Here is a 23,714-nt window from a genome sequence, read left to right on the forward strand (position 1 = left end):
TATCCCCCTATTCTTTATCCTTGTTACGGATATTCTCCGCAACCGCCGCTAAAATATCTTCGCCTTGAAAGCCAAGATCCTGCATACCACGAATGAAACGATCTAGCACATCTTTGGCCATTTCTTTTTTGATGGTCAGGATAGTACCTTCATTACTTGTGACGTATCTTCCCATTCCACGCCGGGTTTCCACGATTTCTTCACGCTCCAGTTCCTGAAAAGTTCTTTGCACCGTATTCGGATTAATCTGCAGTTCACTGGCAAGTTCTCGTACTGAGAGTATTTTATCTCCCGGTTTCAGCTTGCCTGTGACGATTTCACCTTTGATGTAATTCATGATCTGTATATAAATCGGCAGGTTGTTATCGAATTCGATTGTCATGATTAAGCAACATCCCTTCGTCTAAAGACGGAGAAACCTACGAGAAGAAAGACAGCTGTGTATAAGACAAGCATCACGATAGAAAAGGTCAGTGTCATTCCAGGCATAGGTGCTCCTCCACCTTCATAAGCAGATAAATTTAAGTTTGGAAACAGAACATATTTGTAAAAATCACGAGAAATAATCAATTTGTCTATCATTAGCGCAAACATAGTAGCCCCAATCGTTACTCCCGTTGAAGTGGTCAATATCCCCAGCATAAAAGCAAGTGTTCCATACACAACCGTACTAACGAGATTATACAATAGGTTTGTAAGCATCTCACTCATACCCGCTTCTCCACCACTTAGTCCAAACCACAAAGCCCCTGTTCCAAAAACGGCTATACCTCCGATGACAGTCAAAGTCAAAGCATACAACAGTACAACCACATATTTGGATGCGAGGATTGCTGTACGGCTTCTGGCGCGGATAAGCAGGAACTTAATGGTTCCTTGACTATACTCTTTTGAGACAATACCTGCTGTTCCGATGATCGCAAGAATTGTAATCACTTGCCCAATCCCTTGAGAAAGCAGCATCATAGCTGAAAAATCATAAGCTGATTCAAACAGGTCAGGTGAGACAGAATGAACTATATAACCTAACAGCAGGGATAATAGAATTAATATCAGATATGGCATAAAAAATGTGCGTTTTTTTGAGAGCTTGAGCCATTCATTCACAATCAGATTATTAAAGTTACGCAATGCGGTTTCCTCCTGTCCATTTCAAGAAATCTTCCTCAAGACTTTGTTTATTCTCCGTAATCCGAAAAATCCCCACACCTTCATCACTAAAAGTAGATACAAGCTCCGGTACTCTGCTATCAAGCAGACTTACTGTCACTTCAGATCGCGCGCTATCCATAGAGATCAATTCCGCATAATCCAAGCGCTCCAAGATATTTATAGCGGATTCGATTGATCCTACACGGATGGTGAGCTTCACTTGTGCGGTTGCTTCCTGCTCCTCACCAATCGTAGTTACGGTCACCAGCTTACCATTCTGGATCACAATAGCCCGATGGCATATTTGTTCAATTTCAGTAAGTAAATGGCTGGAAATCAGAATAGAAATGCCTTCCACTTCGGCGATGGTACGCATATAATCACGCATTTCCCGTATTCCGGCCGGATCAAGTCCGTTCGTAGGCTCATCTAAAATCAATAACTTCGGCCGATTGAGAAGCGCCTGAGCAATCCCAAGACGTTGGCGCATCCCCAGCGAATAAGCCTTTACTTTTTTATTCATCGCTTCTTGAAGTCCTACCAGTTCTACAACCTCATCTATTCTGCCAGCCTCAATGTTATCCGTCATTCTTTGATACTGCTTCAGATTATCAAGTCCAGTCATATAGGGATAAAACTCTGGATTTTCAATTATCGCACCGATATGGCCAATCGCCTGCTTAAAATCCTTTTTTACACTGTGGCCTTGGATAATCACATCGCCTTCGCTCATCCTTATTAAACCCGTCATCATTCGAATCGTTGTGGTCTTTCCTGCACCGTTTGGACCTAGCAATCCAACAATTTCACCCTTACGGATATCAAATGTCAGCTTATCCACAATTGGTCTTCCTTTGATGATCTTACTTACCTCATTCATTTGCAGAACGATTGAATCTTGCATTTCTACACCACTCCCCTGTTTCATGCTAATCCTCCCTGCCAACTAATGTATTGTTCATTTTTTATATTGTGTCAGTGTCATAGTTAAATAGTACACTAATATGTTGTTGGAGTAAAGCCCAAAATAATAAATTCATGCAAATAAGGGCTTTCTATTAGACTTTCAGCCAAGCCAAAAAGTTATATGAACATAGATTAGATAACAAAGGAGGAATTACAAATGAAAAAAGAAGTTCACATTTCTCAGACTTTCCCTCGCTTGACCGTGTACGATGAAGAAAACTTCAATGGACGCCGTAGAGTATATACTGGCAACCTGGGTATTCGTAATACGGACAACATCCTCGATGGTATTGAGAGCCTTCGGTTCTTCTCTACTAGCAGCAATGCTACACTGGTACTTTTTACAAGAACAAGGTTTAGAGGAAATTTCCGTGTTCTTCGCGGGAACCGCAACATTAGGGATCTGGATGATTTCATTTCAGGCAATGACGTGGAATCCATTATTTCTACTAACCAACGCCTAACCCTCGAACAAATCCGTAATATCCGCAGCAGCGGTAACTTGCCTTCGGGATATCGTTTGATCTAACAACTGCTTACAACAAAAAGGAGTAATCCGGAGCCTAACGCCCAGGTCACTCCTTTTTCCAGTCGAAATTACCGCATTCATTTATGGTAAATCTGGCGGCGAGTTGTCGAAAACGACAGTTCGTCAATCGAACTTGGAGGGATTAACCATGATTACAAAAAAAGTAACATCTGTAATATATCCTAGGCTAAGAGTGTTTAGTGAGGAGAACTTTCGGGGGCTTCGCAGAACTCTTCGCGGCAACCTGGGCATTGCAGATATAGATTCAGTCCTTACAGGAATAGAAAGCTTGCGCTTCTTCTCCACAAATCCGAACGCTACGCTTGTGTTATTCGATCGTTCTGCCTTCCGCGATAATTTCGTCATTTTGCGTGGTAACCGCAGCATCCGCGAACTGGACGACTTTCTGCGAAGAGGAGATGTCGAATCGCTCATTTCAAGCAATCAACGGCTGACCCCGGCGCAGGTTCGCACCATTCAACGTACCGGCAGCTTGCCATCAGGATATCGTTTGATCTAATTCAATGAGGACGCAGTTTAAGCCATAAGCTTAAGGTGCGCCCTCTTTTATTTTCCGCTATAATGACTCCATACATATTAAACAGGAAAGAAGGCTACTTTATGGAACCGATCGTTTCTACTCGATGGCTGCTTGCTCGGTTATACGAGCCTGAACTTGTTATAGTCGATTGCCGTTTTTTACTCACGGATCCGGAAGCTGGGCGTAAAGCCTATACGGAAGATCATATTCCCGGAGCACTTTATCTACATCTGGAAGAACAGCTTTCCGCTCCAGTAAGCGCACACGGTGGACGCCACCCACTGCCTGAGATCTCGAAGCTAACCACCGTTCTCAGCAAGGTTGGCATTAACAGAGATAGCATTGTCGTTGCTTATGATGATCAAGGCGGTGCCTACGCTTCCCGTCTGTGGTGGATGCTTAAATATTTGGGGCATGAACGTGTGTTTGTAATGGATGAAGGCTACTCTGCTTGGAAAAAAGCGTCCTTCCCCGTCAGTGATCATCAAGCGGTTAGGATTCCTAGCCAGTATGAAGCAGATGTTCAGAAGAAGATGCTTGCTAGCATGGAAGATGTGCAGAACGTGGTTGAAAACGGTGGCGCACTATTGATTGATTCACGGGAATCCCGCCGCTATGAAGGACTTGAAGAACCCATTGATCCGAAGGCAGGTCATATTCCTGGGGCAATCAATAAGTTCTGGAAAGAAGTGCTGGATGAGCAAGGACGCTGGAAATCAACTGAGGTGGTAAAAGAGCATTATGAAGGAATTGATCCTGAACAAGAGATTATCGTATACTGCGGTTCAGGTGTAAGTGCCTGCCCGAATGTGCTCGCGCTCGGAAAAGCTGGGTATAGGAATGTGAAGTTGTATGCGGGTAGTTGGAGTGATTGGATTTCATATGAGGAGAATCCGGTGGCTACTGGAGGAGAGTAAAATACAAGAGCCCGCGTCCGACGCGGGCTCTTGTATTTATGAGTAACTCCGATAGATAGCTAAAATCAACAAATCAAAACTCAAGTCAACAGTTAGCTAACTTTAACTACGTCTTTTATGCTGTATAGATCGGTCAAATCCTTTCCCAATGCGCTTTCTAGCTGATTATTCCCTCTGTTTACTCCTTTTCAATGTTTGGAGAAATTATTCTAAAAATCGCTGATCCGCAGCTGATTCTCCGCGTCCAACAGCTCGAATTGATTTCGATTAAACCGGATCAGCCCGTCCTGTGCCATTCGCTGCAGCTCTCTGGACAAGGCGCTGCGGTCAACAGTCAAATAATCAGCCAGGTCGCTGCGGGTAAACGGAATTTCAAAACAGGCGGAATTGTTTTTTTTGGTCTGGAGGGCCAAATAATGCAGGATACGGTCCCGCAGCGATTTGTGGGAGACCAGATCCAGCTTTTGATAGATAGACCGGTTGTTCTCAAGCAGCAGGGCCAACATATTCTCAATGATCCGTCCCCTTAAATGGCAAGTGTCCTGGCCGGGCCGGACGATTTTATTTATTTTGATAAACAGAATCCGGCATTCCGATCCCGCCACCGCTTCATAGCCGCTGTGCTCTTGGACAAGGCGAAGCGCCGTTTCGCCAAAGATTTCTCCATCCCCGAGTTCCGAGAAAATAAATCTCATGCCTGAGATATTATCTTTGCATAACAAAACATTTCCATGGATAATAATGCCCACCGAATCCAGAATATCGTCTTTTCTAAAAACAACCTCCTTCTGCGCAAAATCCTTGATTGTGCCCTGCAGGCAGCTCAGTGCTTGCTGCACCTCCCGGTCCGCGAATCCCTTAAACAAAGTGGTGCTCTGTATCCTGCTCAGATATTTCTGCAATTTTCTCAGCCTCCTGTTGCCATGGCAACAGAGTCATGATGAATACTCTGCTACAATAAAATAAATGAGAATAATTCTCATTAGTCATTCTCATTATATCAAATTGCAGGAATCATTCAATCAAGCAATTTGGAAATAATCAAAACACTGTACTTTGAATAGGGGGATCGTATGAGTGGAATTACAGCAGGCAAGGTATTTTTCTTAACAGATATGATCAGCGTCAAGCCGCACCGGATTGCGAGCCGAACGCTGTCCTTGCCCGTAGCTGCAGCCGAAACAGCAGCACAACCGGAATGGGTATTGTATGCCATGGATCAGGAGGAGACTATCAGTTCGGAGACCTCCCCCAAATCTAAAATCATCCATGTGCTGGAAGGCGAGCTTCATCTGCTGGTGGCGGCAGAGCCCTATCAATTGACAGCCGGCGCATCTGTTATCGTCCCAGCGGGCACATGGCATGATTATTCCGCCCACAGCAGCTGCAAATTTTTGCAAATCAGTATATAAAACGGAGGTATTCAAAATGGAAACAGGTTTATTTATTAAAAAACTGCCGCAATCCGCAGTCATAGATTTGAAAGAAATCATCACAATAGAGGAACAGCAGGTTTCCAGTCTGACCCTTGTACAGCGGCCAAATCTGGCAATGACCTTACTTTCGCTGGATAAAGGCTCGTCGATTGGGGGCCATTCTTCCCCGGGCGATGCCATGGTCAACATATTGTCCGGGCAAGCGGAAATTACAATTGGAGAAGATAACTACACAGTTCATGCGGGGGAGACCCTAGTTATGCCGGCCAATATTCCGCATGCCCTATACGCAACAGAGGCGTTTCAGATGCTTCTGGTTGTAGTCAAGCCGGATAAGTAATGGGGTGAATGCGATGAAAAAGGAAGTAGGCCATAATTTTTTGGCGCGGCTGGGAAAAAAACGTTTGCGGCCCGGCGGCGTTGCAGCAACCAACTGGCTGATCCAGCAAGCCAATCTGAGTACGGACAGCCAGGTTTTGGAGGTAGCCTGCAATATGTGCACCACCTCCATTCAACTGGCCGGGAAATACCACTGTCAAATTACCGGCATTGATATGGACCCGCGGGCGCTGGAAAAAGCAAACCGAAATATTAAAAATGCCAATCTGGAAAACTATATCCATGTCCGGCAAGGCAATGCGATGAAGCTCCCTTTTGAGAATGAGAGCTTTGACGTTGTCATTAATGAAGCCATGCTCACGATGCTTAACCAGCCTGCGAAGGAAAAAGCAGTCGCCGAATACTATCGGGTACTAAAGCCTGGCGGCATTCTGCTAACACATGATATTACCTTTGCCAAGGAAAATATGGAAGAACATCTAGCCGAGCTTCGCCGCACCATTCACATCAATGTCGAGCCGCTGTCTGTTGGGCATTGGGCGGGATTGTTCCACTCCGCAGGCTTTAAGCAAGTAGACAATGCTACCGGTCCCATGTCCTTAATGAGTATCAATGGACTCATTCGCGATGAAGGGGTTATCGGGGCGCTGCGTATTGTGAAAAACGGGCTCAAGAAAGAGAACCGGGAACAGTTCAAAAAGATGTATACCTTTTTTAATACGACGGGTAAAGATCTGAATTATATTGCCGTTTGCAGCAGCAAAAAATAGTTGGGCGCAGGCCTATCATGTCTTATGATAGGTTTTTATTTTCACTGTAATTGAGAATAATTATCAATAAAATTCATCAACATTACCATCTAGCTGTCAAAATAACCGCTTGAAAGGAACTCACGATGAAAGCTAAATCTGTTTATGCCTTGTGCCTCAGTTTACTGTTAAGTTTATTTTTTATGTTAAGTGCCTGTTCGCAACAAAAAAATGAAAATTCGCCCAAATCCGCCGCTCCCTCCGCTAGCCCGGCAGAAACACTGAATATCACGGTCGGCGGCCCTCCTTCTCCGCCTTCTCTGCCTATTCTGAGGCTAATTGAATCCAAGGCATTGGGAGAATCGGTCAACATCGAGTTCAAAACCTGGGAGTCCATCGACACGCTGACCGCGCTGGCTAAGGACAATCAAGTAAGCTTCTTAGCTCTGCCGCTGAACAATGCCGTCGTGATGTATAACAAGGGAATGGATCTTTCCTTGATGAATGTGAATACCTGGTCAGTGATGAGCATGATTACAACAGATCCGTCCATCCAGAGCTGGGCGGATCTTAAAGGAAAAACGCTGTATGTGCCTATGAAATCCTCGCCTGTCGATTATATTACGCAGACCTTTTTGAAGCATAACGGACTGGAGCCAGGGAAAGACATCACATTGCATTACACCCAGCTGGCTGAGGGAGCTCAGCTGCTGTTATCCGGCAAGGCCTCCACAATTGTGAGCATTCAGCCGCAAATTACCGCGATACAAATGAAAAATGATCAGGTGCGCTCGATCGTGGATTACAAAAAGGAATGGCAGCAGGTTACCAAATTAAACACCGATCTGCCCAACGCCGGACTCGCAACCAAGCAGTCAGTAATTGCCAGCCAGCCTGAACTGGTCGCCCGCTTCCAGGAAGAATATCAAAAAGCGCTGCAATGGACGCTGGACAAACCCAAAGAGGCGGCTCAGTTGGCCAACAAGTATTTCAAGCTGGACGCCGGTGTGGTTGAGAAAGCGATTCCGCATATGGCGCTGGATTTCGCCTCCGCTTCCGAGAGCAAAGAGGTTCTGTCAACGTATTACCAGACGCTGATGAATTACAGCAAGGACAGCATTGGAGGCAAGCTTCCCGATGAAAAGTTCTATTATCAGCCTAAGTAAAAAAGCCATATCCCTGTTGGGCATTGCCTTGCTGTGGCAGCTTGTAGCTATGCAGATGGACCCTTTTGTCCTGCCTGGCCCGCTGGAGACGATGCGCACGGTCCTGAGCTATTTCGGTGATCCGGAGTTTTATTATGCAGTTTATCGCACGCTGCTCAAGCTGCTGATCGGCATGGTCTGCGTTCTGCTGCTGGGCGGCTGTCTGGGGCTGCTGCTTGGACTTTATCCGCGTTGGAAGCCTTATCTGGAACCTGTCATCGATATAATGCAATCCGTGCCGCCGATCGCCTGGCTGGGCATCGCGATCATTTGGTTTGGGCTTACGGATCTGCCTGCAATTTTTATTATCGTGTTGTCCACTACACCGGTTTTGGTGGTCAATCTGTACGAGGGATTTGCGGCGATCGATGGCAAATTGATGCGGATGGCCAAGGTCTATCATGTGCCCGGTAATAAGATTCTCCGGCATATCATATTGCCTTCGCTCAAAAGCTATCTGAAATCAGGCATGATCACCTCAGCGGGACTGGGCTGGAAGCTGGCCGTAATGGCGGAGCTGTTGACCTCCGTCGACGGGATCGGCAGCCTGCTGTCCGATGCCAGAACAAATCTGGAGACCGAACGTGTGTTTGCCCTGGCGTTGTTTATGGCTATTTTCTGGAATGTGATCAAATCTTGCATTACATTTCTGTTCCGCAGCAGGGTAAGCCTGCCGACGCATTTGAATAAATAAGGGTGGGGCTTATGCTTATTACACTACAAGAAGTTTCCAAGCACTATTCGGGAGTTCCTGTCCTGGAAAAAATCAGTCTTAAAATCCAGATGCCGAAAATCATTTGTATTCTAGGCCCTTCAGGTGCGGGAAAGACAACGTTGCTGAATATCCTGTCACAGTCCGAAAGCGCCGATTCCGGCAGGGTCACTGTGCATCCAGAGCTAAAGCTGTCCTATGTCTTTCAAGAGGATTGTTTGCTGCCGTGGTCTACAGTTGGTGAGAATATCAGCTTTGTTAAGGAGGCTTCTCCGACCTCTGCGTCGGAAATCGAAGCATTTTTGGAAGAGGTCGGGCTTGCTGCCTACAAGAATCATTATCCTCATCAGCTGTCAGGAGGCATGCGGCAGCGCTGCTCCATTGCCCGCGCTTTTTATCACGGCGGAAATATGCTGCTGATGGACGAGCCTTTTCACTCCCTGGACTATCATCTGCGGTTTGATTTAGTTCAGAAATTAATCGCATTGTGGGAGCGCAAGAAATGCGCCATCGTTTTTGTTACGCATGATATTGATGAAGCCCTGCTGTTGGGGGATGAAATTATGATCTTGTCCCGACATCCGGGCAGGATTGTAAAAATTATTGAAATTGATACTCCACAGCGCAGCCGTTCGCTGAAAGAGCTGAGCCTGCTGAAGATTCGCGCCGAAATTCTGGAGCAGCTGCTGACGGCACAGTAATTGCCTGAATGATGCAGAGCATTTCAAAAACAGGTATATAGAAAACGCGAGTCTGGGCGGCATTGCCCTGAACTCGCGTTTTTGTGCTAAGTGATTCGGTTATGTATTTCTAGCGCCTATTTTGCCGGGTATCGTTTCAACTGCTGCTCAAACACGGTATTATAGTAAAATTTTCGCGGATAGGTATCCTCCTTCAACACCTTGTAAAGCACGGATTGACCTTCTTCATAACGGACCGCAAATTCACATTCATCATAAAAACGCCGGGACAGCTCACGGATATTGTCTTTCTCGGACGAACAGCGCCATCCGAAATAAATCATGTCTAGCTGGTCCAGCGGATCACGGTAAGTGTCGAGGACAATACAAGCGTTTGGTTGCTCTGGATTGCTGTAAACGAGCACATGTCCGGTGTGAACAGGGTTGGCAAAAAAATGTTCATAAATCTCAGCAACGGGTACTGTAATACCCAATTGATCCATGATGATCTGAAAATTCGGGTGCGGAATATAGGTATCACTCTGCTCATCCGGGTACTCCACCAATTCTGTAATGGATGCCATGACCCCAAATTCATACTTCATATAAACATCCTTCCTGTTGATTGCTTGAAAAATATCCCTATGCTTGCTATGATAACAAAATTATTAGGATGAGAGGCGATTTTCATGAAAAAAAAGCTGCGTTCTATCACGCTCAGGGAACTGGAATACAGCTATATATTGGGCATGAGAATCCATGACGAACGGAGTCTGCTTGAATTAAAGATTTATCATAAAAATGTAAAGCTCCACCCCCTCCGCATCCAAATCCTAACATGGGATGATCCTATTGCCGGTTGTCCGCTAAATACAGGCTATCTGCTGCAAAACCATAAAAAGGGTTTTGAAGATGTCTATAATCTAAATCATCCACAGCGTATCCGCGAATGGATCGAATATGGAACGGCTAAAGGCTGGGACGGCACCCGAACAATAGAGATCATAAATGGATTGGATGCTATGCAGGAAATGGGCTATGATATTACTTCATTGCGCACCTCTATATAATCAGTCAAAAACCTGTTCCAGTGCTTGCGGATAATAAGGGCTGATAATTTTATAGGCATTCAAGTGAGGATTGCTTAAATCATTATCATAAATGATCATATGCTGTCTGCTTTTTAAAATAATATCAAATCGTTGCTTGCAGTCAGCCTGAACTATCGTAATATAATAGCTAAAGTTTTTGTCAGAACTGACATTTCGGGCCGATTTCATTAATTGAACATGAGAGAAATCAGCAAAAATCCGCTCAATAACAGCAGGATCAGTAATAATGATGTCTTTCTTTTCACCGGGAACTGAAGACAATCGCGAGATTTCTAGAGAGGCGATTTCTTCCAAACGGATGGTATTGGCTACGATTCGTTTAAACGAAGTATAGCGGCTTGCTGTATAGGCCATCAAAGAGACACCTACCCCTGTCAGAAGCGCACCGACAAGCATATATTTTCTATTTTTATCCACTTCCCCATTCCTCCCAGTAATACGATTAAGTAAACTACAATTATAAAACTATATAGACACCGGTGCAAATTCAGAAACATAAAGTTCAAACGGTACAAAAGGGCGGTGAGCTCCTAATCCTCAAGCTCGTCCAGCTTCGCTTCCAATTCAGCCAGCTTACGATTCGCTTGATCCAATATTTCTTGAAGCTCTGCAGCTTCTGCTCGTTTTATTTCTTTTTTAACGGCCTTAATCTGCTGCTCCAAATAAAGAATATCGGCTTCATTTCCTGAGTTGTTCCAGATCTGTGAGTAAGTCATAGTCAGCCTCCGTTTATCTATGTCGACGATTCAATCATAACCCGCATTCCACTTCTTCAGATTAATCGATGCTACTCGTGGAGTCTAGCTAATCAACAAAAAACAATGACCGATTACTATTCTATATTCAACCCTCTTTACTTTATAAACAAAATAAAGAAGCAGCGAGTTCCTCCTCTGCTTCTTTGTTGCGGATTAACCTGAGATCTCATTTATTTAGCCAGCAGTTTAGGGAACTCATCCAGCAGCATGCTGCTGGTCAACATATCGTCATAATTCCATTTAGTCTCCACAAAAGTAACTTTTCCGCTCTTTACAGCAGGGAGCGAGCTCCACAACGCAGTTTTCATTAACTCATTAAAGGAATTTTCCGCATCAGCATTGGCCGGATAGATGACAAACAAATGGTCACCAATAAGCATCTTATGCATTAGCTCAGGGGAGACCTCAATATAGGGTGCACCTTCTGCCGGCTCGATTTCCTTCACTGCCTCGGACATTTTGTAGCCCTGCGGCTGATACAGCAGTGCAGGAATACCACCAGTTTTCATCAAATACATTGTCTTGTTCCAATAATAAATCAGCACTACCGCTGTTTCTCCTTCGGCAAGTTTGCCTTCCTGACGCAATCCGCTCCACATATTCTCGGCCTTGCGATTATATTCGGACAACAGTTGCTCTGCTTCAGCCTTTTTACCCACTATCTCACCAATGACAGGCAGACGCTCAGACAAGGGTTTACTCTGGTCAAATACAACAGTAGGTGATATTTTGGACACTTCTTCATATTGTTTGTCCATCACATAACCCAGCATTGTCAAATCCGGTTCCAGATCCAAAACAAGTTCCAGATTTGTAGGAAATCCAATATCCTGTGCCGGGGTTGTCTCCTTATCCAAATAGACTGATTCTTCAATAAACCGGCGGTCGACACCGACCGGCTGAATCCCGAGTGCCAGCAGGTCTCCGATCGAATTACCTTGCAGCACAATCCGCTGTGGACGCTCTGGAATATCAACCTCATGCCCCTGACTGTCTTTATATACTCTTGTAGATTTTGAATTGGTGGCTGAGTCCGGTGGACTTGTCTCTGTTTGCACAGAGGATACTGGACTAGGGCCAGCATTCACAGAATTAACAGGACTGTTCCCTGAAGAACAAGCACTAAGCATTAAAACCAGACATAACAGCATCGCTGCTCCCATTGACATTTTTGTATTTCTAACCATCGGTAAATCCCCTTTTCTTCTATATTGATAATGATTATCATGATCATTATCAATATAACTTGGCTCAGCCCATCCTGCATTAGACAATCTTAGCCTGATTTTAGGACGATCTGATCCTTTGGCAGAGCCTAGGGCCAATGACTTAAAATTACCCGGAGTCACACCGGTTGTTTTCTTGAAAATACGGATGAAATAGGACAGGTCCGTGTACCCCACTCCGGCGGCAACCTCCTGCAATGATGCATCGGTATTTAGCAGCAGTTCCTGCGCCTTATCTATTCGCGTCCGAATAAGAAAATCAATCAGACTGGTACCCGTCTTGCTTTTAAACTGCTTCGCCACATAGGCCACACTATAATTAAGCTGCTCTGCAATAGAGGATAAGGTAATAGGCTGACTGTAATATTCTCGTATGTATCGAACTGCTTGCTCCACCAGATCCGGCTTGACGGGATAGACTCCATATGCCTGTCTCTGCCGCTCAACTTCGTAGACAAATTGATAAAGCATTGCTTTGATCTGAATCCGTTCAAGTGAACTTGAGTCCAGCCATTTCCGGTGCATCTCCTTTACTTGAGACAGCAAAGCCACTGGAGCATTCGGAGCAAATTCATATTGTTTTTGAAAAGGACTGTTTCTTTCAAAAAGTCTACGTACACCTGATCCGGACGTTAGCGAAAGCGAGGCTTTATAGAAAATAAAATAAAACTCCATTTCCTCCCTGACCCAATCAATATCCAGTTGCCCTCCTTTTCCGCTGTGTAGGATATGAAAACGTTCTGCAGCATGTTTATTTCCATTGAGCCGAAAAACCACGTTGCCGCGAACCATATATAAAAAACCTGCAGCCGGGAACCTATAGGAGGTCAGCTTGTCTCCTGCCTTAAACAACATATGGCGAATATCAATCAGCCGGATATGTGCATAATCCCAGAGCATCAAATTATCATCAGCATTTAAAATCTTTACTCGCCTCCTTCCTATCGGAAGTATAATTGATAATCATTATCAACCGCAACAAGAAGTCTGATAAAGGCAGTTAAGCATCACCTAAAAAAACAACAATTCGCCTCTAATCAGTAGCTGCAATGTGCCAAGCTACAGGCTAATTGTTAAGATCTCCCTCTCCCCCCACCATCTTGAAATCCCGTACCAGTCAAGGATTTATCCTGTGCATCATCCATTTTAATTTAATTTTTTCATTCTCAAAATTACTATTTCGAAAATCTCACTATCTTCCGATATGTTCTTATGAGCTATTTGCTCAGAGACAACTTGGGGGAGATGGTAGCATGTTACAACAACTAAAAAAAAGGCGGTTCGGTTCATCAAGCATAGCAAATACTTTGTCCATTGTACTTTTAGTTATTATTGTTGTCGTCTTCTCAATCTTGGGAACCTTTATGTTTTCCAGCACTCGCAGCATACTTGTGAAACAACAAGAATCTATGCTTCAGACCAAAACACAGGCACTTGTCAGTCAATTTGATGCACTATTTAAGGAAAAGGGTTCACTGGTCAAGCAAATGTCAACGAATAACTTATTCAAACAATACATCGAAACCACCGAAGCTCCTGAAATGGCCAAAACTTCTCCTCATGCCGCTGAGGTAGCAAAGACACTAGCTGCCATTGTAAAGGTGGAACCCACTTTTGCAGATGCATGGATTGCTAGTACTGCCGGCAAAGGTTTTTATATCCTCAACAATGGTACGACATCAGATGCTGCTTTTAACATTAAAGAACGGCCGTATTATAAGCCAGCAGTCGAAGCAGACGGCCTGTACTACTCCGATCCTTATATTGACATCACTACAGGCGATATGCTGATGGGTATTTTCTATCCGATAAAAAATGACAACAATACATTAATCGGTTTTGTCGCGGTTGATATAGCGTCTAAAAATATCCCTGAGATAATGGAAAGCTATAAGCTAGGCAGCACAGGTTATTCCATTCTCGCCTCCAAAACAGGTGATATTCTGTATCACCCAGACCAGTCTAAGGTCACAAAGGAAAAGATTAATGAGCTGCCAGGTGATCTTGGGGGAATCGGCAAGAAAATGATCGCTGGTGAATCCGGCGTACATCTGATTAATGACAACGGAGAACGCCGTTACATCGGCTATGCTACAAGTAAAGATACCGGCTGGTCCGTAGGTTTAACTATTTCAGAGCGGGAAGTGCTCTCCGAATTAAAAAAGTTCACCTGGATTACGATTGGCGGGTTTGTTGCAGCGGCGATTCTGCTCGTTCTATTTTCGTATATCACGCTCCGTTATCTGCTCAGATCTATACCGAAGCTGCTTACCAAAATCAAACGGGTGGAAAATGGGGATTTGACGGTTCAATTTGATGCCTATTCCAACAACGAAATTGGACAAATCTCCAACGGAATATTCAACATGGTCCAGAAAATTCAAGGGATGCTCCAAATAGTGGGTACCTCCGCTCAGGTATTAAACCAGTCCTCAAAGGATCTGCAATCTATTTCTTCCCGCACAGCTATAACGATGAACGATACAGCCACAGCCATTAATGAGATTGCGAATGCAACCAACTATCAGTCGATCGAAACGGATACGATTTTGCAAAAAACCGGATCATTATCTGGTCAAATTGACGAAATCGCTAATGATGCCATAGCCATAGAGACGATGGTGCAGGCTTCTGCCGACCAGAGCGAACTGGGGTTGGATGTATTAGATCAGTTATCAAAATGGGCAGAAGAAAATCATAACTCCACTCATTCGATATCGTCTGCCATCCATGATATTGATCAAAGCCGTCATGAAATTTCGAGCATCGTGGACACGGTACATCAAATCGCTACGCAAACCAATCTGCTGGCACTAAATGCTTCCATAGAAGCAGCACGTGCGGGAGAACAGGGACGCGGATTTGCCGTTGTTGCCGGAGAGGTTCGCAAGTTGGCGGAGCAGACTGCACAGGCTACACAGGAGATTGGCAGAAAGGTTCATGAAATCGAAGAGAAAACTAGAGCATCTGTGGAATACACAGCCCAAGGACTTGAAATTGCCGAAGAAAATGCAAAATCCGTGCAGGCTACGAAACAGGTATTCTTTAGCATCAACAGCGATTTGGAGGCTTTAAGATTACGTATGATTCAAATCAGCAGCAACACCTCCAAAGTCCATAAACACAAAGATGAAATCCTACAGGCACTCGAAATCATTTCTTCAACTACAGAAGAGAATTCCGCTTCAACGGAAGAAGTTAGCGCAAGTACGCAAGAACAATTGGACAGCATTGAACAGGTTGCCGAACTGTCCCTGCAGCTCAATCAGTTGTCCAAAAAGCTTCAGGACGAATTAAACCAGTTCCAGGTCGAATAGTCCTTTAGTCATCCGTAATTTACACAGTCGTAAGACTGTCCTCCCTTCAAGAAAAATTAAGCAGCCAGTGCATGCCGATAATCTATCGGCGCGTACTGGCTGCTTTTAGTTTCAATTCGCTAGTAATGGTCTCTTCAATAATACGGTACAGACCTTGAAACTTAACTATTAATACGGGTCAGGAATTTCCTCCCACTGACCAGTAAAGACATCTACTTTAATCGTGAATTCCCTGCTTCCTTGCCTAACATCACTGAACAAATAACCATCCCCGATAAAGCCTGAAATCCAGTCCGTATCTGTTGGCTTGAAACCCTCTGTATCAAAGATAGGTTGGAGTAACTTATACAGTTCCTTCTGGTATTCTGTACCGTTAGAGATGTTCCACAGATCTATCGCTTCTCGGTTTACAAGACTTCTCAGTGGACTGCCAGAAGTTACGTCATGAACCGTTCCGGTAAGCGGATTTATTTTATAGCTATTGCCTTCCCCTACGCCATTCAGTGGATCTATATCCACCCTATACTGATCTCCGTCTTTGCTAAAGGTCCAACCACTTGCCGGAAGCTGTTTTTCCATCATGGACTTGATATCCTGTTCACTGAGTGGTGGAGATATAAACGATCCATAGTACATCTGTGCGCTCTCAATGGTCAGATTCTTCCCGTAAACGGCAATAACTTCGAGCGGAAACTCAGACATAGACGCCGCACCGGACATATGGGCTACAATTTGGTCATCTATCAGTTCGTATGAAACTATAGAGCCAAATCCGACCTTCTCTCCCCAAGCTCCCTCCGTGTAATCATACACTTTGGTCAAATGCTTTCCGTCCAGTTCAGCAGATACATAAGTGTGGTTATTTCGATGTGTAATGGATGATTTCAGCTTCTGATTCAACGTTTCGATCGGATCTTCGACCACAAGCTCTTCCAAGCTAGCAGGCTGAAGCACATGAATCTCACTCATAGAAAGTCCAGTACCCGTGCCGGTCGTAATGCGTATGAAAATTTCTTTCGTTCCATCTCCGTTCACATCTGCTTCTTCAATCAATGGAGGCCGAGTTTTATCTTCTCCTGCATTCCACAAGAACGTACGGCTTACTTCACCACGCACATCTACCGTGACTTTATGCAAAAGTGTATTCTCACCAGTGGGATTAGCAGATACCGTGATTCCGTTTTTTTCCGCCAATAAAGTGCCTTTAACACTGGAATCCGTTGTATTTTTATCCTGCACTTCTGCCTGAAAAGTAGCAGGAGCGCTCATTGCCGGAGCTGATGCAGAATTCAGCTTTGCTCCTGTAAGGGTACAGCCACTTAAGATCATAATTACAGCGAGGCCCAGCATTGAGCTTTTTGCCGTAAATTTTTTGTGCCTGGTGATCATAATAATCCTTCTTTCCATTTCCTTTTTACTGCTTGAAATGCCAGCTGTACCTGCCAACCGGATCGGATCGGGTAAGGTTTCTAACAATTTAAGAAGTGTCAAGGCATAACTTCTGTGGCAAGCTGGTTCAAGATGCTTCAAGGCCAGAGCATCACAGGCAACCTCTTGATCCTCTTTCATTTGGCGTACGGCATACCACAACAGCGGATTAAACCAATGCATGGCCAGCAGCAGACCTGTCAGCAGATTTAGCGAAATGTCATGGCGCTTCACATGTGCCAGCTCATGAAGGAATATATGACGGAGTCCGTTCGTCTCCAGAGTGTGTAAAGTAGAGGTGGGCAGCAGCAACTTGGGCCGCATAACGCCAAGTAGTGTCGGTACGGCAATCTGCTTCGTCCCGATCAGCTTGACTGGGCGACGCACCTGCATCTCCTGCTTACAGGATACGAACAACCGTTGGATTTGTGAGGAATGGATCTCCGTTTCCTGTCGAACCCGTGCGGTAAATCGCAGTTGCACTCGAACCGACATGCCCAGCACCACCGCCGCTCCGCCAAACCACACCAAAACCAGTACATGTATCGGCTGCCATCCTGAATCGGTTTGCGGATTGACTTGTGCCACATCATCCGGTGTCGATTCTCCCGGCAAAGGTCCAGTTTTTGCAATTCCAGTAACTGACGGCGGTTCCTTTTCCCCTCCGGTCAACTCTGGGACATAAGTAAAGCCAACTTCCGATTGCGCTGACGGAATAAAGGAACTCTGCGCCGTTTCTTTCTCCAGCGGCAACAGATTAAAAATACTAAATGTGCTTTCAGGTGCCCAAGGTATAGCCAGCCTCACGATCAATGGTATCCACAGAAGATACGTCCAGGTAGGTTTCAGACGATCCTTGAACAGAAAGCGGGTCAATAAGATCAGCAGAGCCAGCACGCTCGCCATGGCAGACAGCGACAATACCTTGACGAACAGATTGTATGCAGCTTCCAGCAAGAGGCTCAGTCCTTTCGTTCATCCAAAATTCTCTTCAGTTCTTCAATATCTTCCCGGGACAACTTTTCATCCTGCAAAAAATTGACCAACATCGGGCGCAGAGTTCCACCGTAGATCCGCTTCAGAAAGGATCTTGTCTCCGATTGGACACATTCCTCTTCCCGCACCAGCGGATAATAGGAATACACCCTACCTGTCTGCTTATAACCAATAGCCCGTTTCTCTGTCAGACGCTTAATCAACGTCCGTACCGTCTTTGGGTTCCAGTCCCTGTTGCCTTCTAGTGCTTCAACAATCTCACCTGCAGTGCGTGGGGCACTTGCCCACAGCACCTTCATCACTTCCCACTCGGCATCCGAGATCTTTGGAGTTTCCGTAGACATCATTCTATCCGCCTTTCTTTTCTCCGTATGACTACACTTGTAATCCAATATCCAAAATATACAAGTCAGCATCGTTTATGTCAACCCTAAACTCCCAGCTCACCACGGTTTATGGACAATGTACACGGAGATTCATGATTACGTACATTAATAGCAATAATACGGCTTTATTAGTCAAAGATGACTTCAAAGAGGTGGAACCTATGCCTATAAAAACAGGTAATCAATACATCGAACGAATCGACCGGCAAAAGATCAATATCTGGTACAAAGGAACACGTGTTGAAGGTCCTTTATCCAAACACCCTGCCTTTCAAGGTCTCATACAAACACAAGCCGAAATGTATAACATGCAGTGTGATGAACGTTATTTGGCGCAAATGACCTATCCTTCACCTGATACTGGAGATCCGGTTGGTTTATCTTTTCTTCCACCCAAAAATGCTGAAGATTTAGAACGCCGGAGAAAAATGATTGAACTCTGGTCCAACAGACACCACGGATTTTTAGGACGTTCCCCCGATTATATGAATACGGCCATCATGTCTCTGTTCACAGCTGCTGATATCCTTGAGGATCATAATCCGAAATATGCTGAGAACCTCAGAAAATACTATGCCTACTGTCGAGATCATGATATTACCTTATCCCATGCTTTCATCCAGCCTCAAGCCAGCAAAATATCCGGCCAGATTGATGCTACAGAGGATTCTATCGCTGCTAAAGTCGTAGAAATCAATGATGAGGGGATGATTGTTACCGGTGCTTTTATGATGGCAACACAGGGAGCTACCTGCGATGAAATGCTTGTATTCCCGACTCCCTCACCCTCACTTGTGGATGATGATAATCCCTTTGCGTTTGCCTTTGCGGTGCCTAATGATCTGCCTGGAATGACTTTTTTTTGCCGTGAAAGCTACGCTGCCTCATCTACTTACGACCATCCGTTAAGTTCAAGATATGAAGAAATGGATACCCTTGTTATCTTTGACCGTGTACTTATCCCTCATGTTCGTATATTTTATTATGGCGATGAGAGGTACTGTTCCCGATTATTCGGCGAGAGTAACTTTCATACGCATATGGCCCACCAAATTGTCACCCGCTATATTGCAAAAACCGAGTTTTTTCTTGGTATGCTAGAGTCTTTGGCGGAAGAACAAAACGCTGTCCTTGAGTCCTACACGATTTTGCCTATTTCCAGAATATTAGCATATTTAGAAACTTTCAAAGCCTTAAGACTTGCAGCGGAAATAGGGGCTTCGCTCGACAAATTTGGATATCTCGTTCCAGATAAAGGTCCACTGTTGGCTTCAACCATTCACTTTTCAGAGTTTTATCCAGAGATGGTTGAAATGGTTCAAAACCTCAGTTCAAGCGGGCTCATCATGATCCCCTCTGAAGCCGACTTTACATCAAGCGCTGGTTCGTATCTTTATGAGTATTTGAAGGGAAATATCTCGGATGCGTGGTATCGAAATGCCTTATTCCGGCTGGCTTGGGAACTAGGAGCGGGTGCATTCGGAGGTCGTCAAACCCAGTTTGAGCGGTTATTTTTCGGCAACTCCCAAACAGTGGCCTGGCGTATGTACAACAGCTATGATAATCACGAGTATTTTCGTCAAATCGTTCACGAATTTATTGCCCCTGATGCCCACTTGTCTAAGTCAACAACAGATGGAATTTCCAATTAATCAAGAGTTCCGAAGGTTTATAATGATGTTTTTCAGGATTGATTAAGAGACTGCTTCCGCTCGCTTTTTCAGTCCTTTTTGAGCTTTATCAACAAACCAAATTAGGAAGAACTAGATGCTTTTTCATACCTGCACTGGACAATTCTGTAATAAGTTGTTTATAGTTTATTAGCATTAGGAAGTGATTTGCTAGCTTAGGAGGGAACAATGAACTATGGGCCATATCATAGTCGTAGAAGATGAACGTGCAATCAGTGACTTAATTACTATGAATCTAAAATTAGTCGGACATACCTATAGCAAGGCTTATCGCGGGCTGGAGGTTATTGAACTGCTGGAACGTGAAAAGGCCGATTTAATTCTGCTCGATATAATGCTGCCCGAACTGGACGGTTTTGAGATCATGCAGCGGATTGCTCACTTACAAATTCCGGTGATTCTGATCACCGCAAAAGATTCACTGGCTGATCGCATCAAAGGCTTTGAGCTGGGCGCCGATGATTATATCATTAAACCTTTTGAAATCCTTGAATTGTTGGCAAGAATCAATGTGGTGTTACGCAGGAGCGAAAAAGGCATTTCCAATTTTCTCTGTGAAAACGTTGAGGTACGTTATCTTGAGAGGCTTGTGATGGTGGATCAGATACCCGTAGATTTAACCGCTAGGGAATTTGAGCTGCTTGAGGTCCTTATCCGCAACAGAAATATTGCTTTATCAAGGGAAAAGTTGCTGGAATTAGCCTGGGGCTATGATTTTGAAGGAGATACCCGTACCGTAGATGTTCACATCAGACAGCTGCGCAAAAAACTAGGCTGGGAAGAACGAATTAAAACCGTATTTAAGCTTGGTTACCGCTTGGAAGTTCAGGTCTAGTATGAGATTCTGGCATAAAATTCTGCTGTCAGTCCTCGCTTTCTTCATCGTCGCCCTAGATGTGAGTGTAATCATGATTATGAAAAAAAGCTGGCAGCTGAACATGGACAGCGAAATGCAGCGTGCTTCAAGCGAACAGCTATTAATTGCAAACAACATTTATGAAAATCTTGAATCGATTCAGACCCGTGGGGCCACACTTACCTCTACTTTAATCTCAAGTGTGGCTCAATCCTATGGTGAATTTTATCATAAGCAGGGAATCGGACTACAGCTCTGGGAGAATGACCAGCTGGTTTATCCGAATGCCGGAGTCCCATCAGTCTCAACACCGGAGTCACATTCTATTCAACTCTCTACTGAACTCCCTGCTCCCTATCAAGCTTTGTCGATCGTTTATCAACGTGATATCAGTGACCTGTATGCTAAGCAGCATGAGCTGAACCGTTTTTTTGTAATGATTAACTGGATTATCGGTCCAATTCTGCTCCTATTACTCTACTTGCTGATCCGGCAGTTGACCAAACCACTTAAACAGCTTTCAAAGACTACAAAAACGATCGCTGAAGGCAAATATACCGAGCGCGTGCAGTTGCGCAGTAAAGATGAATTTGGTGAGTTAGCCCTGAACTTTAACCGAATGGCAAACGCAGTGGAGCAGCACGTGATCGAACTGTCTAATATGGCCGATGAAAAGCAGAGAATGGTCGATAACCTCGCCCACGAACTGCGCACACCTTTAACCAGTATGCAGGGATTTGCTGAATTTCTGACTTCCGCAAATATAGGCCAGGAAGAACAGCAGATGGCTGGTCAATATATCCTTAGTGAAACCTTACGCCTGAAGAATTTAGCCTTCAAACTGCTGGATTTGTCCGTCCTACGGCATCATCCTCTGACTCTGAAACAAGTAGACATATCAGATTTGTTCAAATCGGTTAAACAGATTGAGCAACTTAAATTGGACGAAACAAGCATCAAACTAGAAATGGATTATTCCATCCCTGCGGTTTGGGGTGATCATGATCTGCTAACTTCCTTCTTGGTTAACCTTGTCGAAAATTCCATTCATGCCTCTCCGCAAGGGAGCACCATCCGCTTGCTTGCCTATGTATTGCAAAATGAAGCCATATTGGAAGTATGTGATTCGGGATTTGGGATGACACCGGAACAGAGCGCGCGTGTTTTTGAACCCTTTTATCGAGGTGAAAAATCGCGCACACGCGAATACGGGGGTGCGGGTCTTGGTTTATCTTTATGCAAGCAAATCGCAGATGCGCATCAAACTAGAATTTCACTGAATTCTACTTTAGGTCAAGGAACAAGTATCCGCATCTTTTTACAACTCCATAACATCTGTTCACCTACTCTATAACATCTATAGTTTAAGGTTAGGAAGATTCAGCATCATCCGAAGCAAATGGAGGTTATTCAAGTGAATAACAAAAAATTCCCCACTACTTTAGCTATACTCCTGTTCTCGGGGAGTCTGCTAATCGTCAGTGCAGTCATTCAAAACACCACCCATTTAGCTTTAACCAGCACCAAAACCCCAGGGGTGAAGTTGGAAGCACCAACGCCGGTGTCCACAGTGAATGACGATCTGCAACCGCAGATGAGTCCTAAAGAAATACAAACCATTAAGAATTTCATAGACATGGCGGGTCATGAGACTTCTGAATCCAAACGGACCACTGTCACACCGCCTGCTGCAGAGAATTTGAGTCAAACTGATGCCGTTATTCTGGCTGCTTCAAGCGTACGCAAATTATTCGATGTGGATATTGCCAAGCTGCAGATGCGGGTTATTCTGAGTGATACCCGAACCTCGCTGCCGTGGACATGGGCTGTACATTTCAGTCCATATAACGCCAAGACCCTAGAAGGGCAAGGTAAGGAATTCTGGGAATATGATGTACTAATTGATCCCATAAACGGTATGGTAGTGAATACGACCGCGATTAATATTGCTCTGAAAAGAACACCAATTAGCGCTTCTGCTGGCAGCACTATCTATAAAGACGCCCGTTGGATCAATGCGGCCATAACTATCCTAACAGATAAACAAAAAGAAAGCCGGAAAATTGCTACAGCAACACTGATCAACACTGACACCAATGATAAACGCGGCATGGTCGCTGTTCAGATGATGCTGGAAGATGGCAGCAGCTACACGGCAGAAATGCGTTATCCTGATCAAAGTCTGCGCTGCCTTACCTACGAGACTGCTCAAGTAGTGAAATAAATCAAAAATTGAATCAGCTCTTCACTAATCCTACTTTTATGTCGATAATTTATATTACATGGAAAAGTATGGAGGAGCATATGAACACTAATCGCAGAACCGAACCTTTTCGATATACCCTTAAAGAACCTGTAACATTTGATCTTCATATTCTTACTATTAACGGAATCCAGGTTCCTTCCAAGCCTGTAAGGGCTGTATTGTTCGACATCAGTCGATCGGGTTGCCACTTATCGTTACCCCTCAATATCAACCCAGAAAATAACCTAGTACGCATTGGCATGGAAATGAATCTTACGGATGAATCTATGTACATAGAAGGAATATTGAAATGGAACAAAGAACAACAAGGCAGTTTCCACTACGGCATTCAATTGGACATCCCTGAGAATGATGGTGATCGACTCCCAAGAGTACTTCGCATCCTTGCTGGAGAAGGCAAAATATTAGTTCGTTAAGATAACAAAAAAGAGTAGTTTTAATCTAAAAAAGCA

At 44.5% G+C, this 23,714-nt stretch carries 26 protein-coding genes; 16 read left to right on the plus strand and 10 right to left on the minus strand.

Annotated elements, in window-relative coordinates; translation table 11 throughout:
• Window positions 1–7 precede the first annotated feature (7 nt).
• Genes MHH63_RS14770 through MHH63_RS14780 form a run of 3 tightly spaced genes read right to left on the minus strand, consistent with a single transcriptional unit; the run spans window position 8 to window position 2,080 of the window.
• Window positions 8–382, minus strand: a complete 375-nt coding sequence (locus MHH63_RS14770) for a GntR family transcriptional regulator (RefSeq protein WP_076101764.1) — start codon at window positions 380–382, stop codon at window positions 8–10.
• A 2-nt stretch (window positions 383–384) separates the two neighbouring features.
• Window positions 385–1,131: an ABC transporter permease gene (locus MHH63_RS14775; protein ID WP_339173799.1), complete on the minus strand. Its 747-nt coding sequence runs from the start codon at window positions 1,129–1,131 to the stop codon at window positions 385–387.
• The gene (locus MHH63_RS14780; protein ID WP_081383247.1) at window positions 1,124–2,080 is read right to left on the minus strand and encodes an ABC transporter ATP-binding protein; all 957 of its coding nucleotides are present in this window, start codon (window positions 2,078–2,080) and stop codon (window positions 1,124–1,126) included. Before MHH63_RS14780 ends, MHH63_RS14775 begins: the two co-directional genes overlap by 8 nt.
• A gap of 195 nt (window positions 2,081–2,275) precedes the next feature.
• On the opposite strand from MHH63_RS14780, the gene MHH63_RS14785 reads away from it, so the two are divergent.
• The 3 genes from MHH63_RS14785 (at window position 2,276) to MHH63_RS14795 (ending at window position 4,105) form a co-directional block, all read left to right on the plus strand.
• Entirely contained in the window at window positions 2,276–2,647 is a 372-nt protein-coding gene (locus tag MHH63_RS14785; RefSeq protein WP_076126089.1) for a hypothetical protein, read from the plus strand.
• A 148-nt stretch (window positions 2,648–2,795) separates the two neighbouring features.
• Complete coding sequence (locus MHH63_RS14790) at window positions 2,796–3,167, plus strand: hypothetical protein (protein WP_076126088.1); 372 nt, start codon at window positions 2,796–2,798, stop codon at window positions 3,165–3,167.
• 101 nt (window positions 3,168–3,268) lie between these two features.
• Window positions 3,269–4,105: a sulfurtransferase gene (locus MHH63_RS14795; RefSeq protein ID WP_341171722.1), complete on the plus strand. Its 837-nt coding sequence runs from the start codon at window positions 3,269–3,271 to the stop codon at window positions 4,103–4,105.
• Between the two features lie 209 nt (window positions 4,106–4,314).
• Here the strand turns inward: MHH63_RS14795 and MHH63_RS14800 are convergent, their stop codons facing one another.
• Complete coding sequence (locus MHH63_RS14800) at window positions 4,315–5,007, minus strand: Crp/Fnr family transcriptional regulator (RefSeq protein WP_341171723.1); 693 nt, start codon at window positions 5,005–5,007, stop codon at window positions 4,315–4,317.
• Window positions 5,008–5,178: 171 nt separating this feature from the next.
• Between MHH63_RS14800 and MHH63_RS14805 the strand changes: the two genes are divergently transcribed.
• From MHH63_RS14805 to MHH63_RS14830, 6 genes are all read left to right on the plus strand, one after another.
• Window positions 5,179–5,517, plus strand: a complete 339-nt coding sequence (locus MHH63_RS14805) for a cupin domain-containing protein (protein ID WP_076126083.1) — start codon at window positions 5,179–5,181, stop codon at window positions 5,515–5,517.
• A 16-nt stretch (window positions 5,518–5,533) separates the two neighbouring features.
• Window positions 5,534–5,881 carry a cupin domain-containing protein gene (locus tag MHH63_RS14810; RefSeq protein ID WP_076189939.1) on the plus strand — a complete coding sequence of 116 codons (348 nt, stop codon included), beginning with the start codon at window positions 5,534–5,536 and terminating at the stop codon, window positions 5,879–5,881.
• A 13-nt stretch (window positions 5,882–5,894) separates the two neighbouring features.
• Window positions 5,895–6,650 (plus strand): class I SAM-dependent methyltransferase, encoded by a 756-nt coding sequence (locus tag MHH63_RS14815; RefSeq protein WP_076126079.1) that lies wholly within the window; start codon window positions 5,895–5,897, stop codon window positions 6,648–6,650.
• Window positions 6,651–6,775: 125 nt separating this feature from the next.
• On the plus strand, window positions 6,776–7,795 hold the full coding sequence (locus MHH63_RS14820; RefSeq protein ID WP_341171724.1) for an ABC transporter substrate-binding protein: 1,020 nt from the start codon (window positions 6,776–6,778) through the stop codon (window positions 7,793–7,795).
• Window positions 7,767–8,528, plus strand: coding sequence for an ABC transporter permease (locus tag MHH63_RS14825; protein ID WP_341171725.1), 762 nt, complete (start codon window positions 7,767–7,769; stop codon window positions 8,526–8,528). The genes MHH63_RS14820 and MHH63_RS14825 overlap by 29 nt, the downstream gene beginning before the upstream one ends.
• 11 nt (window positions 8,529–8,539) lie before the next feature.
• Window positions 8,540–9,247, plus strand: coding sequence for an ABC transporter ATP-binding protein (locus MHH63_RS14830; RefSeq protein WP_076275800.1), 708 nt, complete (start codon window positions 8,540–8,542; stop codon window positions 9,245–9,247).
• Window positions 9,248–9,363: 116 nt separating this feature from the next.
• Here the strand turns inward: MHH63_RS14830 and MHH63_RS14835 are convergent, their stop codons facing one another.
• Window positions 9,364–9,831 carry a hypothetical protein gene (locus tag MHH63_RS14835; protein ID WP_076126071.1) on the minus strand — a complete coding sequence of 156 codons (468 nt, stop codon included), beginning with the start codon at window positions 9,829–9,831 and terminating at the stop codon, window positions 9,364–9,366.
• A gap of 84 nt (window positions 9,832–9,915) precedes the next feature.
• Here MHH63_RS14835 and MHH63_RS14840 point away from each other — a divergent pair, with 84 nt between their 5' ends.
• Window positions 9,916–10,296 carry a hypothetical protein gene (locus tag MHH63_RS14840; RefSeq protein ID WP_076183611.1) on the plus strand — a complete coding sequence of 127 codons (381 nt, stop codon included), beginning with the start codon at window positions 9,916–9,918 and terminating at the stop codon, window positions 10,294–10,296.
• Here the strand turns inward: MHH63_RS14840 and MHH63_RS14845 are convergent, their stop codons facing one another.
• From MHH63_RS14845 to MHH63_RS14855, 3 genes are all read right to left on the minus strand, one after another.
• Complete coding sequence (locus MHH63_RS14845; protein ID WP_076126068.1) at window positions 10,297–10,755, minus strand: hypothetical protein; 459 nt, start codon at window positions 10,753–10,755, stop codon at window positions 10,297–10,299.
• 113 nt (window positions 10,756–10,868) lie between these two features.
• A complete protein-coding gene (locus MHH63_RS14850) occupies window positions 10,869–11,054 on the minus strand; it encodes a hypothetical protein (protein WP_076126066.1) in 186 nt (61 codons plus the stop codon).
• Between the two features lie 212 nt (window positions 11,055–11,266).
• Window positions 11,267–13,222 carry an AraC family transcriptional regulator gene (locus MHH63_RS14855; RefSeq protein WP_341171726.1) on the minus strand — a complete coding sequence of 652 codons (1,956 nt, stop codon included), beginning with the start codon at window positions 13,220–13,222 and terminating at the stop codon, window positions 11,267–11,269.
• A gap of 353 nt (window positions 13,223–13,575) precedes the next feature.
• On the opposite strand from MHH63_RS14855, the gene MHH63_RS14860 reads away from it, so the two are divergent.
• Entirely contained in the window at window positions 13,576–15,639 is a 2,064-nt protein-coding gene (locus MHH63_RS14860) for a methyl-accepting chemotaxis protein (protein WP_341171727.1), read from the plus strand.
• A gap of 168 nt (window positions 15,640–15,807) precedes the next feature.
• On the opposite strand, the gene MHH63_RS14865 is transcribed toward MHH63_RS14860, so the two are convergent.
• Together MHH63_RS14865 and MHH63_RS14870 are read right to left on the minus strand one after the other, a co-directional pair.
• Window positions 15,808–18,024 carry a M56 family metallopeptidase gene (locus MHH63_RS14865; protein ID WP_341171728.1) on the minus strand — a complete coding sequence of 739 codons (2,217 nt, stop codon included), beginning with the start codon at window positions 18,022–18,024 and terminating at the stop codon, window positions 15,808–15,810.
• Window positions 18,025–18,029: 5 nt separating this feature from the next.
• Entirely contained in the window at window positions 18,030–18,407 is a 378-nt protein-coding gene (locus MHH63_RS14870) for a BlaI/MecI/CopY family transcriptional regulator (RefSeq protein ID WP_445321766.1), read from the minus strand.
• A 134-nt stretch (window positions 18,408–18,541) separates the two neighbouring features.
• On the opposite strand from MHH63_RS14870, the gene MHH63_RS14875 reads away from it, so the two are divergent.
• From MHH63_RS14875 to MHH63_RS14895, 5 genes are all read left to right on the plus strand, one after another.
• Complete coding sequence (locus MHH63_RS14875) at window positions 18,542–20,101, plus strand: 4-hydroxyphenylacetate 3-hydroxylase family protein (RefSeq protein WP_341171730.1); 1,560 nt, start codon at window positions 18,542–18,544, stop codon at window positions 20,099–20,101.
• A 214-nt stretch (window positions 20,102–20,315) separates the two neighbouring features.
• Complete coding sequence (locus MHH63_RS14880; RefSeq protein ID WP_076135640.1) at window positions 20,316–20,975, plus strand: response regulator transcription factor; 660 nt, start codon at window positions 20,316–20,318, stop codon at window positions 20,973–20,975.
• 79 nt (window positions 20,976–21,054) lie between these two features.
• A complete protein-coding gene (locus MHH63_RS14885; protein WP_341171731.1) occupies window positions 21,055–22,350 on the plus strand; it encodes a sensor histidine kinase in 1,296 nt (431 codons plus the stop codon).
• A gap of 60 nt (window positions 22,351–22,410) precedes the next feature.
• The gene (locus MHH63_RS14890) at window positions 22,411–23,220 is read left to right on the plus strand and encodes a hypothetical protein (protein WP_076279081.1); all 810 of its coding nucleotides are present in this window, start codon (window positions 22,411–22,413) and stop codon (window positions 23,218–23,220) included.
• Window positions 23,221–23,300: 80 nt separating this feature from the next.
• Entirely contained in the window at window positions 23,301–23,678 is a 378-nt protein-coding gene (locus MHH63_RS14895) for a PilZ domain-containing protein (RefSeq protein WP_076126051.1), read from the plus strand.
• Window positions 23,679–23,714: the final 36 nt, after the last annotated feature.

The sequence above is a fragment of the Paenibacillus sp. FSL H3-0310 genome, assembly GCF_038002785.1.
Lineage (GTDB): Bacteria > Bacillota > Bacilli > Paenibacillales > Paenibacillaceae > Paenibacillus_AQ > Paenibacillus_AQ odorifer.

Excerpts from the sequence above, each read along its gene's own strand:
- MHH63_RS14825 (WP_341171725.1), top strand. The coding sequence starts at position 7,767 with ATGAAAAGTTCTATTATCAGCCTAAGTAAAAAAGCCATATCCCTGTTG.
- MHH63_RS14835 (WP_076126071.1), bottom strand. The coding sequence starts at position 9,831 with ATGAAGTATGAATTTGGGGTCATGGCATCCATTACAGAATTGGTGGAG.
- MHH63_RS14885 (WP_341171731.1), top strand. The coding sequence starts at position 21,055 with ATGAAAAAAAGCTGGCAGCTGAACATGGACAGCGAAATGCAGCGTGCT.
- MHH63_RS14815 (WP_076126079.1), top strand. The coding sequence starts at position 5,895 with ATGAAAAAGGAAGTAGGCCATAATTTTTTGGCGCGGCTGGGAAAAAAA.
- MHH63_RS14820 (WP_341171724.1), top strand. The coding sequence starts at position 6,776 with ATGAAAGCTAAATCTGTTTATGCCTTGTGCCTCAGTTTACTGTTAAGT.
- MHH63_RS14790 (WP_076126088.1), top strand. The coding sequence starts at position 2,796 with ATGATTACAAAAAAAGTAACATCTGTAATATATCCTAGGCTAAGAGTG.
- MHH63_RS14805 (WP_076126083.1), top strand. The coding sequence starts at position 5,179 with ATGAGTGGAATTACAGCAGGCAAGGTATTTTTCTTAACAGATATGATC.
- MHH63_RS14840 (WP_076183611.1), top strand. The coding sequence starts at position 9,916 with ATGAAAAAAAAGCTGCGTTCTATCACGCTCAGGGAACTGGAATACAGC.
- MHH63_RS14770 (WP_076101764.1), bottom strand. The coding sequence starts at position 382 with ATGACAATCGAATTCGATAACAACCTGCCGATTTATATACAGATCATG.
- MHH63_RS14875 (WP_341171730.1), top strand. The coding sequence starts at position 18,542 with ATGATTACGTACATTAATAGCAATAATACGGCTTTATTAGTCAAAGAT.
- MHH63_RS14855 (WP_341171726.1), bottom strand. The coding sequence starts at position 13,222 with ATGCTCTGGGATTATGCACATATCCGGCTGATTGATATTCGCCATATG.
- MHH63_RS14880 (WP_076135640.1), top strand. The coding sequence starts at position 20,316 with ATGGGCCATATCATAGTCGTAGAAGATGAACGTGCAATCAGTGACTTA.
- MHH63_RS14795 (WP_341171722.1), top strand. The coding sequence starts at position 3,269 with ATGGAACCGATCGTTTCTACTCGATGGCTGCTTGCTCGGTTATACGAG.
- MHH63_RS14860 (WP_341171727.1), top strand. The coding sequence starts at position 13,576 with ATGTTACAACAACTAAAAAAAAGGCGGTTCGGTTCATCAAGCATAGCA.
- MHH63_RS14850 (WP_076126066.1), bottom strand. The coding sequence starts at position 11,054 with ATGACTTACTCACAGATCTGGAACAACTCAGGAAATGAAGCCGATATT.
- MHH63_RS14780 (WP_081383247.1), bottom strand. The coding sequence starts at position 2,080 with ATGAAACAGGGGAGTGGTGTAGAAATGCAAGATTCAATCGTTCTGCAA.
- MHH63_RS14810 (WP_076189939.1), top strand. The coding sequence starts at position 5,534 with ATGGAAACAGGTTTATTTATTAAAAAACTGCCGCAATCCGCAGTCATA.
- MHH63_RS14785 (WP_076126089.1), top strand. The coding sequence starts at position 2,276 with ATGAAAAAAGAAGTTCACATTTCTCAGACTTTCCCTCGCTTGACCGTG.
- MHH63_RS14830 (WP_076275800.1), top strand. The coding sequence starts at position 8,540 with ATGCTTATTACACTACAAGAAGTTTCCAAGCACTATTCGGGAGTTCCT.
- MHH63_RS14895 (WP_076126051.1), top strand. The coding sequence starts at position 23,301 with ATGAACACTAATCGCAGAACCGAACCTTTTCGATATACCCTTAAAGAA.
- MHH63_RS14870 (WP_445321766.1), bottom strand. The coding sequence starts at position 18,407 with ATGTCTACGGAAACTCCAAAGATCTCGGATGCCGAGTGGGAAGTGATG.